This is a genomic window from Flavobacterium selenitireducens, from assembly GCF_014748335.1.
In the GTDB taxonomy this organism is placed as follows: Bacteria; Bacteroidota; Bacteroidia; order Flavobacteriales; family Flavobacteriaceae; genus Flavobacterium; species Flavobacterium selenitireducens.
In genome coordinates, this window is the sequence record NZ_JAAVIY010000004.1 from 169,197 (window position 1) to 182,404 (window position 13,208).

The following is a 13,208-nucleotide window of genomic DNA, read 5'->3' on the forward strand; positions in this document are numbered from 1 at the left end:
TTTAGTTTAAGGTTTGAAGTTTAAGGTTTAAAGTTTAAGGTTTGAAGTTTAAGGTTTGAAGTTTAAGTTGTGGTGTGTTGTCAACTTTGAACTTCAAACGTTGTACAAACCATTATCTTTGCCGCATGCAGCTTTCCGTCGTCATTTTAAACTACAACGTCCGCTATTTTCTGGAGCTCTGTCTGGCCTCAGTGCAAAAGGCCATCGCCGGTATCGATGCCGAAATCATCGTGGTTGACAACAACTCTCCCGATGATTCCTGTGAAATGGTAAAAGCGCTTTTCCCGACGGTGACGCTCATCGAGAACAAAGAAAATGCAGGCTTTCCGAAAGGCAATAATGTCGGCGTTTCCGTGGCTAGGGGAGAGTTTATTTGTATTTTGAATCCTGATACGGTTGTAGCCGAAGATACGTTTGCCAAAATTCTCGCGTTTGCCGAATCGAAATCCAATTTGGGAATCGTGGGCTGCCGATTGATAGACGGAACAGGTAACTTTCTCCCGGAGAGCAAGCGCGGTGTTCCTACGCCGTTTACCGCTTTTGGGAAAGTCACTTCGCTTTACAAAGTGTTTCCGACGGTATTTGGAAAATATTACGCGCCCCATCTCGCTGAGAACCAGTCCGGGGAAGTCGATATTTTGGTAGGAGCGTTTATGGTGATGAAGCGCGCCGACTATCTCTCATTGGGCGGGTTCGACGAAAACTGTTTTATGTATTCCGACGATATCGATTTGTCATATACGATGCTCAAATCCGGGAAGCGGAATTTTTATTGCGCCGACACTACCGTCATTCATTTCAAAGGAGAAAGCACGGTTCGGGACGGGTTGTATATGAGGCGGTTTCGGGAAGCGATGAATTTTTTTTACCGCAAGCATTTCAGGGTTTCTCCCATATTCGACCTTTTCATGAAGGCTGGAGCGTTGCTGTTCTCGTTCAAAAAGAAGGTCGATGCAAAATCCGATATGACAAAACCTGAATTGTCCTGTGCGGTGCCGAACTTGCCCCAAACTTTGGAAAAGACTCAAAAATTGTTAGGAAAAAATGGGTTTCCCGAATGCGAAGCCGACGAAAAAAAACTAAATTCGTCACAATCAAAACGCATTCGGTTCTGGTTGGACGCTGAGGAAATGAGCTTTGCAGACCTCATCGCGTTCATGCAAAGCCGCTCCAAACCAGGCAATACGTTTCGGATTATGTTGAAAAACGCGGCCGTAGGCAGTGATTCGAGCAATGACAGGGGCGAAATCCTGACATTCTAAAACCGATACGCGAAAACGATTGCATATCGTCTAAAAATTATTGTATTGTTATTGTAATCGGATATAAATCGGTAATTTCGCAAACAGATTTTAAATTATAGCGTTCAGCTTATCAATATGGCAAGATACGAACTCAAACTCCCTAAAATGGGAGAAAGTGTTGCGGAAGCGACGATCACCAACTGGCTAAAACAACCGGGCGACCACATCAGTACTGATGAGGCTGTGCTTGAAATAGCGACCGATAAAGTCGACAGCGAAGTACCCAGCGAAGTTTCAGGAACGCTTGTCGAGCAACTTTTCCAGAAGGATGACGTCGTAAAAGTAGGGCAGACCGTCGCTATCATTGAGGTTGAAGGTGGTGTCGTGGTCGATGCGCCGAGTATTCCCGCTGCCGAAATTTCACCGGCTCCGGAAGTGGCGGCCGCTGCGTCCGAAATTGAAAAAACCGTCGACAACGCCCGCCAGTTTACTGCAGCGCCCGTTTCGTCGGGAACGCCTCCAACAAAAGAAGAATACCATAATTCCGATAAGTTCTATTCGCCTCTCGTCAAGAATATAGCGCTTCAGGAAAATGTTTCCATGTCCGAGCTTGAAAATATTCCGGGCACGGGTGCCGAAGGGCGCGTTACCAAAAACGATATTCTGGCGTACGTAGCAAGTCGTAAAAATGCGCCTCAACAAGCCACTGCCCCTCAAACACCGATTTCTCAACCGACACAACCCGTCCAGCAGGCACCAGTCGAGGAGGCGCCAAAACCGGTTGCCGCTCCCCAAGCTGCCGCTTCGAACACTGCTGCACCTGCCCCGGCCAAAGTTCCGGTGTCAGTAAACGGGCAGGACGAAATCGTGGAAATGGACCGCATGCGCAAGCTTATCTCCAAGTATATGGTCGAGTCGGTGCAAACATCGGCACACGTGCAATCGTTCATCGAAGTCGATGTGACCAATATCTGGGACTGGCGCGAGAAAAACAAAGACAAGTTCGAGAAAAGGGAAGGCGAAAAGCTGACCTTCACGCCTATATTTATGGAAATCGTAGCCAAAGCGCTCAAAGATTTCCCGATGATGAATATTGCCGTCGATGGCGACTACATTATCAAGAAAAAGGCGATAAACCTTGGTATGGCGGCCGCTTTGCCTAGCGGAAACCTTATTGTTCCCGTAATCAAAAACGCCGATCAGCTCAACCTTCTCGGCATGGCCAAAGCCGTAAATGACCTGGGTGCGCGCGCTAAAGCGGGCAAACTCAAACCGGACGATACCCAAGGCGGAACCTATACGGTTACTAATGTGGGAACGTTCGGATCCGTTTTCGGGACGCCTATCATCAACCAGCCGCAGGTGGGAATTTTGGCACTCGGCGCGATTCGCAAAGTGCCGGCGGTAATTGAGACGCCCGAGGGTGACTTTATCGGAATCCGCAAAAAAATGTTCCTGTCACACAGTTACGACCACCGTGTCGTAGATGGAGCGCTTGGCGGAAGCTTTGTGAAACGCGTAGCGGATTATATGGAAGCTTTCGACGAAAATCGCGACTTCTGATCTACAATAACGTACGAACCTCGGCAGCCACCGAGGTTTTTTTATGCCTATTTCTTTCGGGTGACGACCAGAAATGTCAATAAAATGATCATCGGGACGGCGATTACGAACAGGCTTTTCAGGATCTTGAACATCAGCACGAAAACCGCCACAGCCAAAACCGAAAAGAAAAGAAACATCACGCCGCGCTGGGCTTTTGGCGGAAATAGTCTTCCGAAGACGAAGTTCGTCATCCAAATCAAAACCAGCAAAAGCAAGAGGATTGCGAGCGTCATGTGTTATCTTTAGGTTTGGATGGCAGCGTGGTGTGTAAATGCAAATTTGCCCAAAAGTACCACAATTCCGCGCCGGCCTGGCGTCTGCCGACAGTAAATCTTGTGAAAATTCCTTCAATCGATCACCGAGTGTGCGCTACAAAAAGCCCTATCTTTGCGTTCCAACAATATTTTATGGAACTAAAACTCACGCGTCCCATTTGTTTCTTCGATCTCGAGACTACGGGAATCGATATCTGTAAAGACCGAATCGTCGAAATCTCCATACTCAAGGTATTTCCCAACGGCAACCGCGAAAGCAAGACCTGGCTCGTGAATCCTACGATTCCGATTCCACCTTCATCGACGGCCGTCCACGGGATTTCCGATGAAAAAGTGGCTAACGAGCCTACGTTCAAGGAACTAGCGCCCCAGGTGTACGCGATGATCAAGGACAGCGACCTGGCGGGTTATAATTCCGATCGCTTCGACATTCCGTTGCTTGCGGAAGAATTGCTGCGTGTGGAATACGACTTCGATATGAAAAACCGGGTTTCGGTAGACGTACAGACTATTTTTCACAAGAAAGAGGAACGTACCCTGAGTGCCGCGTTGAAATTTTACTGCGGAAAAGCGCTCGAAAACGCGCATTCTGCCGAGGCCGACACGACGGCGACGTACGAAATCCTCAAAGCGCAACTCGATCGTTATCCGGATCTGGAAAACGATATGAAGACGCTTTCGGAGTATACGACACGTAAAAAATCGGTCGACTTTGCCGGATTTATCGCCCTCGACGACAAAGGGCGCGAAATCTTTACTTTCGGAAAGCATAAAGGCGTGCTTGTCGACACGGTTTTCGATAACGAGCCCGGCTATTTCGGCTGGATACAAAACGCCGATTTTCCGTTGTACACGAAGAAGGTTTTGACGGCGATTAAGCTTAGGAGGTTGAACAATAAATTTTAATTAGATAATTAGATAATTAGATAATTAGCGAATTAGCGAATGAAAAATGAAGTTAATTACAGCTAGTTGTTTCCGATTTGGAACAATAAGTTTAATTAGCGAATTAGTCAATTAGCAAATTATCGAATGGAAAATGAAGTCAATTACAGTTAGTTGTTTCCGATAATCAAAAAATCATTTACCAAACATTTACTAAAGATCGAATTGCATTCGCTATTACCGCATTACCAATTGTCACAATTCGCTAATTGCCACGTTCGCTAATTATCACATTGAATCCGCTAATTACCACATTCGCTAATTATGAAAATCATCTGCATCGGTCGCAACTACGCCTCACACATAGCCGAACTCCAAAATGAGCGTCCGGACGAGCCGGTCATTTTCCTCAAACCGGATACGGCCGTTCTTCCAAAGCAATTTCCGTTTGTCATTCCCGAATTTACCGACGATGTGCACCATGAAGTAGAGCTCTTGGTCAAAATCAACAAGGTCGGTAAGTATATCGATGCGAGGTTTGCCCATAAATACTACGACGAGATCGGAATCGGCATTGATTTTACGGCCCGCGATGTGCAGCAAAAACTCAAAGACAAAGGTTTGCCCTGGGAAAAAGCAAAGGCTTTTGACGGTTCAGCGGTGATTGGCGACTTCTTGTCGAAAAAAGTTTTCAGTTCTCTTGAATCCATTACCTTTGAACTCACCAAAAACGGAAAAACCGTACAAAAAGGTGATTCTGCACACATGTTGTGGAAGATTGACGAGATAATTTCCTACGTTTCCCAATACTTCACGCTGCGCACCGGAGACATCATTTTTACGGGAACGCCCTCCGGGGTCGCAAAGGTAGCTTCGGGCGACGTGCTTGAAGGTTTTATTGAAGAAAAAAAACTATTCAGAATACAAATCAAGTAATGGCCCTACACTATAATTTAGCCAAAGTTCACGCACTTTCGGACAACGACGACGAATTCGTGATGCAAATCATCACTTTGTTCGTGACCGAGGTGCCTCAGGACGTGATGCAGATCAAACTCGGCATCAAAACCAAAGACCACAAGCTCGCTTACAGCTACGCACACAAGATAAAACCGACGCTCGATTTGCTCGGCATGACCCAGGCATTCGAAGAAATTCTCGAGGTAGAGGCCTGGACAAAGCGCGAAGGCAAGCGAAAGGAAATTAACGATACGTTTGAGAGTATTGAAAATCAAGTGGATAAGGCGGTTAAGGAGCTGAAGAAGGATTTTGATCTTAATTAGTCAATTAGTCAATTAGTCAATTAGATGATTAGTCGATTAGATAATTAGTCAATTAGATGATTAGTCGATTAGATGATTGGTCGATTGAATGATTGGTCGATTGAATGATTGGTCGATTGAATGATTAGTCGATTGAATGATTAGTCGATTGATTGTTAGTCAATTGAATATTAGCGGATTGAATAATTGGTCGATTGAATATTAGTGGATTGAATGATTAGTCACTTAGATGATCAGACAATGGAATTGTGCCATTGTATCGATCGGTCTCCAATTATCTCATTATCTCAATTATCTAATAATCTCATTATCTCATTATCTAATTGTCTCCCATCGATTTGAAGCTATTCCGGCTGTCCGCTGCAGCTTCTTTAAAAAATAAGGTTTTGCACGATTTTGCGCGAGCTTCCTTTGGTCGCTGCGCAAAATCGGCAAAACCTTTTATTTTTTCGCAAAAGGCTGCCTGCTTCCATCCGGGCTAGGCAATTAGCGAATTAGATAAATAGCGAATTAGCCAATGTGTGAACCTGCGAATTTTGTACCTTTGGGAACCACTTGTACGAGCGACCGTTCGCTAAATCGCTAATTGCCAAATTCGCTAATTCAAATTGACCGCAACCATAATCACCATTGGCGATGAAATCCTCATCGGCCAAATCCTCGACACGAATTCACAGTATATCGCAAAGGCGTTCGACCGCATTGGTATTGACGTTCGTGAAATGATCTCCATTTCGGACGATCGCGCCCAAATTCTCGACACGTTTTCTCGCTTGCAGGACAAGGTCGATTTCGTGATCATAACTGGCGGGCTCGGGCCCACGAAAGACGATATTACAAAAAAGACACTGGCCGATTATTTCGAAGACGATCTCGTCAGCGATCCAAAAGTCCTGGCGCACGTCGAACAGCTTTTCAGGAACTTTACCGGAACCGATAAGCCGTTGCTGCAAACCAATATCGACCAGGCCCTCGTGCCGTCCAAAGCCACGGTGTTGCACAACCAATACGGGACAGCTCCCGGAATCTGGCTCCAAAAAGGGAAAACCGTTTTTATTTCGATGCCTGGCGTTCCGTACGAAATGAAAGGATTGATCGATGAGATCGTCATCCCGAAGATTTCCCGGGATTACCAGCGCCCGTATATCATTCATCAAACCGTCATGACGTATGGCGTGGGTGAGAGCTTGCTGGCCGACAAGATTTCAGGTTGGGAAGACGCACTCCCGGGTTTCATCAAACTTGCTTATCTGCCATCGCCGGGGCGCGTCAGGTTGCGGCTTTCCGCCAGAGGAACCGACAAGTTCCAGCTCGAGCAAGCCCTGGCTGACAATATCGCAAAACTCACACAAATCCTGGGTCGCATCATCACCGGGTTTGACGAAGGAGAAACCATTGAAGCCGTACTGGGCCGCCAGCTCACACAGATAGGACAAACGCTGGCCACTGCCGAAAGTTGCACGGGCGGCAAGATCGCCCAGGTCATCACGTCGATTCCCGGATCTTCAAAATATTACAAAGGAAGCATCGTGAGTTATGCCAAAGAGGTCAAGCTTGAAACCCTGGGTGTATCCCAAAAGACCATTGACGAGCATTCCGTCGTGAGTGCCGAAGTAGCGACGGAAATGGCCCAAAACGTCCGCAACATACTCAAGACAGATTACGGGATAGCCGTCACGGGAAATGCCGGCCCGGCTTCGGACGACACAGACGAGGAAATCGGAGTTGTATTCATTGCCGTAGCCACGCCCGAAAATACCGTAACGGAGCGCTTCAACTTTGGCCAGCCGCGTGAAAAAGTCATCGACAGGGCGGTAAATAAATCGCTCGAAATGTTGCAGAAAGAAATTTTAAAAAATGTCGGATAAATGTTTTGCGCAAACGTTTATTTTTCTTTTCTTTGCACCCTGATTTTGAATAACGACTAAAGAGAAAGCAATAATGTCAAGAGTTTGTGACCTTACCGGTAAAAGAGCGATGGTTGGAAATAACGTTTCCCACGCTATGAACAAGACCAAGAGAAAGTTTGCGGTGAACCTCGTGAAAAAGCGCTTCTACCTTGCTGAGGAAGACAGATGGATCACGCTCCGCGTAGCTGCCTCTACTATCAAAACAATTAACAAGAACGGGATTGCCGCTGTTTTGAAACAAGCAAAGGCGAACGGATTCATTAAGTAATCTTTTCCCGAAAACCACTATAGCAAAATGGCAAAAAAAGGCAACAGAATCCAAGTGATTTTAGAGTGTACTGAACACAAAGGGACTGGTCTTCCAGGAACTTCGCGTTACATCACGACCAAGAACAAAAAGAACACTCCAGATCGTTTGGAGATCAAGAAATTCAACCCTGTTTTGAAAAGGGTAACCGTTCATAAAGAAATTAAATAACAGTTAAGTCATGGCAAAGAAGACCGTTGCAACCCTGCAAACTCAGTCAAAGAGATTATCAAAAGCCATCAAAATGGTGAAATCTCCAAAAACAGGCGCCTACACGTTCGTAGAGTCTATCATGGCTCCTGAACTTGTTGACGAGTTTTTGAAAAAGAAATAATTTGCTGAAAGGCAAATGGAAAAGCTGCTTCGATTGAAGTGGCTTTTTTTTTGGTGTAAAGCCTAAATTTTTTTGACACAAAGTACAATGGCACGAAGGCGTAAAGAAATTCTGCTTTCTCGATGAGAAGTTTTTATATTTGCAGCTAATCCGGCTTTTCGCTGCAGATGCTTGCCTTCACCCAACACAATTTATAAATTTGAGTGTGAGGTAATGGCTTTTAGTCCGGGCTACAATGAGTCAATTAGCGAATTAGCGAATTAGCGAATTATATCGCGATCGCATTCACATTCGCTAATTGCTCCGCCCGTTCGGCAGAATGCCTCGGGTCGCTAATTAACTAATTCGCTAATTATCAAGAATGTCATTCTTCAAACGAATATTCTCCTCCGAAAAAAAGGAAACCCTCGACAAAGGTCTCGAGCAGTCCAAGACGTCGTTCTTTTCCAAACTCACCAAAGCCGTTGCCGGTAAATCCAAAGTCGACGATGAAGTTCTCGACAATCTTGAAGAGATTCTCGTTTCGAGCGATGTCGGCGTAGAAACCACGCTAAAGATCATACAACGCATCGAAAAGCGTGTGGCTGACGACAAATACCTCGGTACGGACGAGCTCAATAGGATACTAAGGGAGGAAATCGCGGCGCTGCTGTCTGAAACCAACAACGGCGAAGCCACCGAATTTTCGATCCCACCGAATAAAAAACCGTACGTCATCATGGTCGTCGGCGTGAACGGCGTGGGGAAAACGACCACGATCGGCAAACTGGCCAACCAATTTACCAAAGCCGGTCATAAAGTGGTACTTGGCGCTGCCGATACGTTCCGAGCCGCGGCCATCGACCAGCTTCAGATTTGGGCCGATCGGGTGGGAGTTCCTATCGTCAAGCAGCAAATGGGTTCGGATCCGGCTTCGGTCGCTTTCGATACGCTTCAGTCTGCGGTTTCCCAAAATGCCGATGTCGTAATCATCGATACGGCCGGTCGCCTTCACAATAAGATCAACCTGATGAACGAACTCACGAAGGTCAAGCGCGTCATGCAGAAAGTAGTGGAAGACGCGCCCCACGACGTCCTTCTCGTACTCGATGGTTCGACGGGCCAGAATGCGTTCGAACAAGCCAAGCAGTTCACGGCTGCCACGGAGGTTTCAGCCCTAGCCGTAACCAAACTCGATGGAACGGCAAAAGGAGGCGTTGTCATCGGCATATCCGACCAATTCCAGATTCCCGTGAAATACATTGGTGTTGGGGAAGGCATCAACGATCTTCAGGTGTTCAATAAATATGAATTCGTAGATTCTTTTTTTAAGTAATGGGAAGAAGGCGTCGCAGCAATTTGCCTCCGGGCCTGGCCACTTTCTTAGGTGGCGTGCTCATTTTTGCGGCGGCCCAGTCGGTGCGGCAATTCGCGACCGCCTATTATATCCTTACCGGATTGGCTGTCTTGGTCGCATTGGCCGCAATTTATCAGTATCTGAAGCGCAATGGCTAAAGCGAAGGCAAAATCCAAAAAGCCGAATTCGGCAAAGGGTATTTCCCCTCGCATCCTCTATTTGTCGGCGGTGGCTTGTTTTGTACTGTCGAAGATATTTCACAAAGCCGATCTCGTAAATTATGCGTTCGCGATTACTGGCTTTGCGCTTTTCGGGATAGCGTTCTACCGCTTCTTTACATCACGCCGGAAACGCTGATCTCACATTTGGGATTGCTCATACCTACCGATATAAATCCGAACGTGTTTTTCGATTGCGGAAGCGTCCTTGTCGAATTCTGCCAGCTCGAGCGCGTGGTCGGATAAGTTGGCGATGCGATAACGGAAGTGGGTTTGGGAAACGTCAATTCGGCTTAGCAGTTGCCATTCCATGAACGGCCCGTCTTTTACCTGCATGCCCTGTTCATTTAGCGTCAGCTGAGGTTCCCGGTTGCGCATTTGCCTGTAACTTTTGATAGCGAGGTAATCGCCGGCAAGGAAAATGGCGGCCATCGCGAATTGATCTTTCAAAATTCCATAAATTCCGATAGCGATGAGGAATGATCCGATGCAAAAGGCGATCATTTTATCGCGTTTGGAAAATCGGATGATGGTTTCGGACGGAATGCTGGGATCGTCGTAAAAAATGTCCGGTTGTTCAAGCCGTTGTTCAAGTTCGAGGAGTTTGAGGCGCTGTGCCCGGGTGCGGATTTCGGTTCGCTCGAAAAAACTGCCTCGCGGCCAGATCAATTTTTGGCTCACTGCTTTGGCCTGCAACTCGTGAGCGTTTCTCACGTTGGTAAACGCCCAAATGCGCCAATGCGTCACCGCCAGGCTCCAGGTGAGCCACGCCAGGATGATACAAAAAGCGATCAGGGGCAGCGCTAGAATCCCGTTTGCGCCGGTTTCCGAAATGAGGATGGCGCCGGATATAAGCGTCAAGAGAAAAATTAGCAACGGCATGATGATCAGCATCAGTTTGCCTCTTTTTAATGCTTGTATGACGGTAATCCCTTGTTCCACAATGCCAAAAATAACCACTTAATTGATAACTGCGTTTATTTTTTGCCAAAGTACGTCGTCAAATTTCGATAGGGTGAAATTGGTACCTTCAGCCGATTCTCCCATTCGGATCACGACCATGTTCCGGCTCGGGATCACGTAGATTTTCTGGTCGTTTTTTCCCAGGGCCATGTACATATCGCTCGGGCCGTTGGGGATCAGGCTGCCTTGGAACTCCAATTGGGTTTGTGGGAGGTGGTAGTTTTCCTGTCCGTTTATCCACCACAAATACCCATAGGCATTGTTGAGGTTTTGGGAAACCGACGTCGCTTGTTCCATATAACCTTGAGGTACGACCGCCTGATCCTGCCATTCGCCCTGACGAAGCGCTAACAGGCCAAAACGCGCCATACTTCTCGTAGTGCTGAAGTAAACGCTCAGTGCGTTCATTTGCATCCAGGTGCCGCTCATCCCGATCTTATTCTTCAGGTTAGTGTTGAAAAAGCTCTCCCAGGACTGCCCTGAAGCTTGGGCCACAATTTTCTGGAGCAATACATAAACGTTCGAATAGGCCCATGGTGTTCCGGCGTTTGCGGAATATTCGAGGCACTCCGGTAGCACGCATTCGCCATGGCTTTGGTCGTCGAGCCCGGAAGTCATCGTGAGCAAATGTCGAATCGTGATCTGGTTTTCTTGTTGGGGCGTGAGGCTTGACCAACCGCTTCCGAGGTGCGTCGAGACGGGATCTTCTAAGTGGAGAAGCCCTTGTTGTTGCGCAATTCCTACAGCCGTCGCGGTAAGGGTTTTTCCTGCACTGGCCCAATACCAGGGTGTTGCCGCGGTGTGCTCATTAAAGTAGCTCTCGATGACGATTCGGCCGTTGACGAGGATCAAGAAGCTTTTGGAGTTCTTCTGATCCAGGAAGTCCAGAAGTGGCTGGATTTGGGATGTGTTCCAACCGAGTTGGGACGGTGTCGTGGTTTCCCACGTGCTTCCTGAGGTGGGCGGGAAATAGGCATTTTGGGAAGGAGGATTCTGGTCTTCGTTTTTGTCGCAGGCCAAAAGGACGAAAATAATGGTGGCGACGATCAGATTTTTCATCGGTTCGGTTTAGGGAACGAATGCGAATATACGCAATGGTTTAACCGGGACCTTCCGAGAACGCAATTTGGTTTGTTTACGGCGTCCCAGCCGGGATGGAAGTGGATAGCCTTTTGCCCGAAAATTGTGGTTTTGCCGCAAAGTGAGGGCGACCGAAGGAAGCCACGAAACTGCGTTGCAAAAGCCAATTTTTTGGTAAAAGCTAAAAACGGACAGCCCGAAAAGCTGGCAAAATCACTATTTTTGCGATATGAAGCATCTTACCGCCCTAATTGTTTTTTCGCTGTTTTTGATTTCCTGTCAAACCAAGATTTCGAGGGAGCAGATGGCCCACCTTAACGGCTATTGGCAGATCGAAAAAGTAATGACGGCCGATGGCGAGCAAAAGGATTACCAGGCCAATACGTCTTATGATTTTTTTGAAATCAACGGCGACAAGGGTTTTAGGGCGAAAGTGATGCCTCAGCTCGACGGATCTTTTATCACGAACAATCTGAAGGAGCAAATTTTGGTAACGTATGAGCAGGATGGCACTTTCCTGAATTATGTTACCCAATACGCAAAGTGGCGTGAACAAATTAAAACTCTTACTGAGGACGAACTCGTTGTGGAGAACGCCCAGAAAATCGAATACCACTACAAAAAGGCAGGTCCTATCAACCTAGACTGACATGGCAAAACGGCACAGCAACGAAGGTTCGATCGCCGACGTCCTGAAGATCATTTTTTCTGACAGCAAGTTGCAGCCGGGAATGGATGCCGTCGACGTGCAACAAGCCTGGTTTGCCTTGATGGGAAACGGCGTCAAGACGTACACACGCAATGTCGTCCTAAAAGGCGCTACACTTTACGTGGAATTGACCTCGGCAGTTTTGCGTGAGGAATTGAGCTACGGAAAGGAGAAAATCGTCGCGATGATCAACGAGGAATTGGGTAGGGAGGTCGTGAAGGATGTCGTGTTGAGGTAGTCTGCAAGCCGTAAATGGCACTTTGTAGGAATACTTCAGTATTTTGGCTACATAAAAAAGCCGCCACCACCCACCCGTAAAAATACCGGGATTCGCTATTGCCCACGTACAGAAAAACTGTATAAAATCTTAAATGTTATCCGACCGTGCGACTTGCGTCAGCAAGGCATCGCGTTCCCGGCCGGAGTATCCAACCGCCACGCCCGCTGATGAAACCCGTGAACCAGTACAAATTCGGGTTGAAGACGCCTCTACACCACAAAAAAATCCCGCTTGAAAACCAAACGGGATTTTTATTTTCGCCTAGAGCCTAAAGCCTAAAGCCTAAAGCTTAAAACTGCTCACGACCGGCAAAGTGGAACGCTCCTTCAATGGCAGCATTCTCGTCGCTGTCTGAACCGTGAACCGCGTTTTCACCAATCGATTTGGCGTATTTTTTACGGATGGTACCCTCGGCAGCGTCAGCAGGATTCGTAGCCCCGATCAGCGTGCGGAATGCCTCCACCGCGTTGTCTTTTTCAAGAATGGCGGCAACGATTGGCCCGCGCGTCATAAATTCCACCAACTCCCCGAAAAACGGGCGAGCGTTGTGAACCGCGTAAAACTGTTCGGCATCAGCCTTTGTCAATTGCGTAAGTTTAAGGGAAACGATCTTGAAGCCCGCTTCTGTAATCATATTCAAGATACCACCGATGTTGCCAGCCTCGACAGCATCAGGCTTGATCATTGTAAAAGTTCTGTTAGTTGCCATAGTGCGTTTAAATTTTAACGTTGTTAAATTCGGCCTCCGGCCAAGGTGCGCAAAAGTAAGCTGATAAACC

18 protein-coding genes are annotated in these 13,208 nt (G+C 47.3%); 14 read left to right on the forward strand and 4 right to left on the reverse strand.

What is annotated here, in order from left to right; genetic code table 11:
- Positions 1-125: 125 nt before the first annotated feature.
- A complete protein-coding gene (locus HC229_RS08550) occupies positions 126-1,262 on the forward strand; it encodes a glycosyltransferase family 2 protein (RefSeq protein WP_191020063.1) in 1,137 nt (378 codons plus the stop codon).
- A gap of 117 nt (positions 1,263-1,379) precedes the next feature.
- Positions 1,380-2,807, forward strand: a complete 1,428-nt coding sequence (locus HC229_RS08555; protein ID WP_191020064.1) for a dihydrolipoamide acetyltransferase family protein — start codon at positions 1,380-1,382, stop codon at positions 2,805-2,807.
- 47 nt (positions 2,808-2,854) lie between these two features.
- Here the strand turns inward: HC229_RS08555 and HC229_RS08560 are convergent, their stop codons facing one another.
- Positions 2,855-3,082 (reverse strand): hypothetical protein, encoded by a 228-nt coding sequence (locus HC229_RS08560; protein ID WP_191020065.1) that lies wholly within the window; start codon positions 3,080-3,082, stop codon positions 2,855-2,857.
- A 174-nt stretch (positions 3,083-3,256) separates the two neighbouring features.
- On the opposite strand from HC229_RS08560, the gene HC229_RS08565 reads away from it, so the two are divergent.
- The 10 genes from HC229_RS08565 (at position 3,257) to HC229_RS08610 (ending at position 9,536) form a co-directional block, all read left to right on the forward strand.
- Complete coding sequence (locus HC229_RS08565) at positions 3,257-4,030, forward strand: 3'-5' exonuclease (protein ID WP_191020066.1); 774 nt, start codon at positions 3,257-3,259, stop codon at positions 4,028-4,030.
- Between the two features lie 303 nt (positions 4,031-4,333).
- Positions 4,334-4,945 (forward strand): fumarylacetoacetate hydrolase family protein, encoded by a 612-nt coding sequence (locus tag HC229_RS08570; RefSeq protein WP_191020067.1) that lies wholly within the window; start codon positions 4,334-4,336, stop codon positions 4,943-4,945.
- Positions 4,945-5,292: an Hpt domain-containing protein gene (locus tag HC229_RS08575; protein ID WP_191020068.1), complete on the forward strand. Its 348-nt coding sequence runs from the start codon at positions 4,945-4,947 to the stop codon at positions 5,290-5,292. The genes HC229_RS08570 and HC229_RS08575 overlap by 1 nt, the downstream gene beginning before the upstream one ends.
- A gap of 608 nt (positions 5,293-5,900) precedes the next feature.
- Positions 5,901-7,160, forward strand: coding sequence for a CinA family nicotinamide mononucleotide deamidase-related protein (locus tag HC229_RS08580; RefSeq protein ID WP_191020069.1), 1,260 nt, complete (start codon positions 5,901-5,903; stop codon positions 7,158-7,160).
- A 73-nt stretch (positions 7,161-7,233) separates the two neighbouring features.
- Positions 7,234-7,470 carry a 50S ribosomal protein L28 gene (rpmB, locus tag HC229_RS08585; RefSeq protein WP_191020070.1) on the forward strand — a complete coding sequence of 79 codons (237 nt, stop codon included), beginning with the start codon at positions 7,234-7,236 and terminating at the stop codon, positions 7,468-7,470.
- 27 nt (positions 7,471-7,497) lie between these two features.
- On the forward strand, positions 7,498-7,680 hold the full coding sequence (gene rpmG / locus HC229_RS08590) for a 50S ribosomal protein L33 (RefSeq protein WP_176005939.1): 183 nt from the start codon (positions 7,498-7,500) through the stop codon (positions 7,678-7,680).
- Positions 7,681-7,690: 10 nt separating this feature from the next.
- A complete protein-coding gene (locus HC229_RS08595) occupies positions 7,691-7,843 on the forward strand; it encodes a DUF4295 domain-containing protein (protein ID WP_169528377.1) in 153 nt (50 codons plus the stop codon).
- 361 nt (positions 7,844-8,204) lie between these two features.
- Positions 8,205-9,158 carry a signal recognition particle-docking protein FtsY gene (gene ftsY / locus HC229_RS08600; RefSeq protein WP_191020071.1) on the forward strand — a complete coding sequence of 318 codons (954 nt, stop codon included), beginning with the start codon at positions 8,205-8,207 and terminating at the stop codon, positions 9,156-9,158.
- Positions 9,158-9,337, forward strand: a complete 180-nt coding sequence (locus HC229_RS08605) for a hypothetical protein (protein ID WP_191020072.1) — start codon at positions 9,158-9,160, stop codon at positions 9,335-9,337. The genes ftsY and HC229_RS08605 overlap by 1 nt, the downstream gene beginning before the upstream one ends.
- A complete protein-coding gene (locus HC229_RS08610; protein WP_191020073.1) occupies positions 9,330-9,536 on the forward strand; it encodes a hypothetical protein in 207 nt (68 codons plus the stop codon). The genes HC229_RS08605 and HC229_RS08610 overlap by 8 nt, the downstream gene beginning before the upstream one ends.
- Before the next feature lie 2 nt (positions 9,537-9,538).
- Here the strand turns inward: HC229_RS08610 and HC229_RS08615 are convergent, their stop codons facing one another.
- Together HC229_RS08615 and HC229_RS08620 are read right to left on the reverse strand one after the other, a co-directional pair.
- On the reverse strand, positions 9,539-10,339 hold the full coding sequence (locus HC229_RS08615) for a hypothetical protein (RefSeq protein WP_191020074.1): 801 nt from the start codon (positions 10,337-10,339) through the stop codon (positions 9,539-9,541).
- An 18-nt stretch (positions 10,340-10,357) separates the two neighbouring features.
- Entirely contained in the window at positions 10,358-11,419 is a 1,062-nt protein-coding gene (locus HC229_RS08620) for a serine hydrolase domain-containing protein (RefSeq protein ID WP_191020075.1), read from the reverse strand.
- 250 nt (positions 11,420-11,669) lie between these two features.
- On the opposite strand from HC229_RS08620, the gene HC229_RS08625 reads away from it, so the two are divergent.
- Together HC229_RS08625 and HC229_RS08630 are read left to right on the forward strand one after the other, a co-directional pair.
- Positions 11,670-12,089: a lipocalin-like domain-containing protein gene (locus HC229_RS08625; protein WP_191020076.1), complete on the forward strand. Its 420-nt coding sequence runs from the start codon at positions 11,670-11,672 to the stop codon at positions 12,087-12,089.
- A gap of 1 nt (position 12,090) precedes the next feature.
- The gene (locus tag HC229_RS08630; protein ID WP_191020077.1) at positions 12,091-12,387 is read left to right on the forward strand and encodes a DUF721 domain-containing protein; all 297 of its coding nucleotides are present in this window, start codon (positions 12,091-12,093) and stop codon (positions 12,385-12,387) included.
- A 331-nt stretch (positions 12,388-12,718) separates the two neighbouring features.
- On the opposite strand, the gene HC229_RS08635 is transcribed toward HC229_RS08630, so the two are convergent.
- Positions 12,719-13,138: a nucleoside-diphosphate kinase gene (locus HC229_RS08635; RefSeq protein ID WP_191020078.1), complete on the reverse strand. Its 420-nt coding sequence runs from the start codon at positions 13,136-13,138 to the stop codon at positions 12,719-12,721.
- Between the last annotated feature and the right edge of the window lie 70 nt (positions 13,139-13,208).

Bases quoted from the DNA above. Each gene is read 5' to 3' on its own strand.
- HC229_RS08560 (WP_191020065.1), bottom strand. From the start codon at position 3,082: ATGACGCTCGCAATCCTCTTGCTTTTGCTGGTTTTGATTTGGATGACG.
- HC229_RS08610 (WP_191020073.1), top strand. From the start codon at position 9,330: ATGGCTAAAGCGAAGGCAAAATCCAAAAAGCCGAATTCGGCAAAGGGT.
- HC229_RS08635 (WP_191020078.1), bottom strand. From the start codon at position 13,138: ATGGCAACTAACAGAACTTTTACAATGATCAAGCCTGATGCTGTCGAG.
- HC229_RS08575 (WP_191020068.1), top strand. From the start codon at position 4,945: ATGGCCCTACACTATAATTTAGCCAAAGTTCACGCACTTTCGGACAAC.
- rpmG (WP_176005939.1), top strand. From the start codon at position 7,498: ATGGCAAAAAAAGGCAACAGAATCCAAGTGATTTTAGAGTGTACTGAA.
- HC229_RS08605 (WP_191020072.1), top strand. From the start codon at position 9,158: ATGGGAAGAAGGCGTCGCAGCAATTTGCCTCCGGGCCTGGCCACTTTC.
- rpmB (WP_191020070.1), top strand. From the start codon at position 7,234: ATGTCAAGAGTTTGTGACCTTACCGGTAAAAGAGCGATGGTTGGAAAT.
- HC229_RS08550 (WP_191020063.1), top strand. From the start codon at position 126: ATGCAGCTTTCCGTCGTCATTTTAAACTACAACGTCCGCTATTTTCTG.
- ftsY (WP_191020071.1), top strand. From the start codon at position 8,205: ATGTCATTCTTCAAACGAATATTCTCCTCCGAAAAAAAGGAAACCCTC.
- HC229_RS08620 (WP_191020075.1), bottom strand. From the start codon at position 11,419: ATGAAAAATCTGATCGTCGCCACCATTATTTTCGTCCTTTTGGCCTGC.
- HC229_RS08595 (WP_169528377.1), top strand. From the start codon at position 7,691: ATGGCAAAGAAGACCGTTGCAACCCTGCAAACTCAGTCAAAGAGATTA.
- HC229_RS08625 (WP_191020076.1), top strand. From the start codon at position 11,670: ATGAAGCATCTTACCGCCCTAATTGTTTTTTCGCTGTTTTTGATTTCC.
- HC229_RS08565 (WP_191020066.1), top strand. From the start codon at position 3,257: ATGGAACTAAAACTCACGCGTCCCATTTGTTTCTTCGATCTCGAGACT.
- HC229_RS08630 (WP_191020077.1), top strand. From the start codon at position 12,091: ATGGCAAAACGGCACAGCAACGAAGGTTCGATCGCCGACGTCCTGAAG.
- HC229_RS08555 (WP_191020064.1), top strand. From the start codon at position 1,380: ATGGCAAGATACGAACTCAAACTCCCTAAAATGGGAGAAAGTGTTGCG.
- HC229_RS08570 (WP_191020067.1), top strand. From the start codon at position 4,334: ATGAAAATCATCTGCATCGGTCGCAACTACGCCTCACACATAGCCGAA.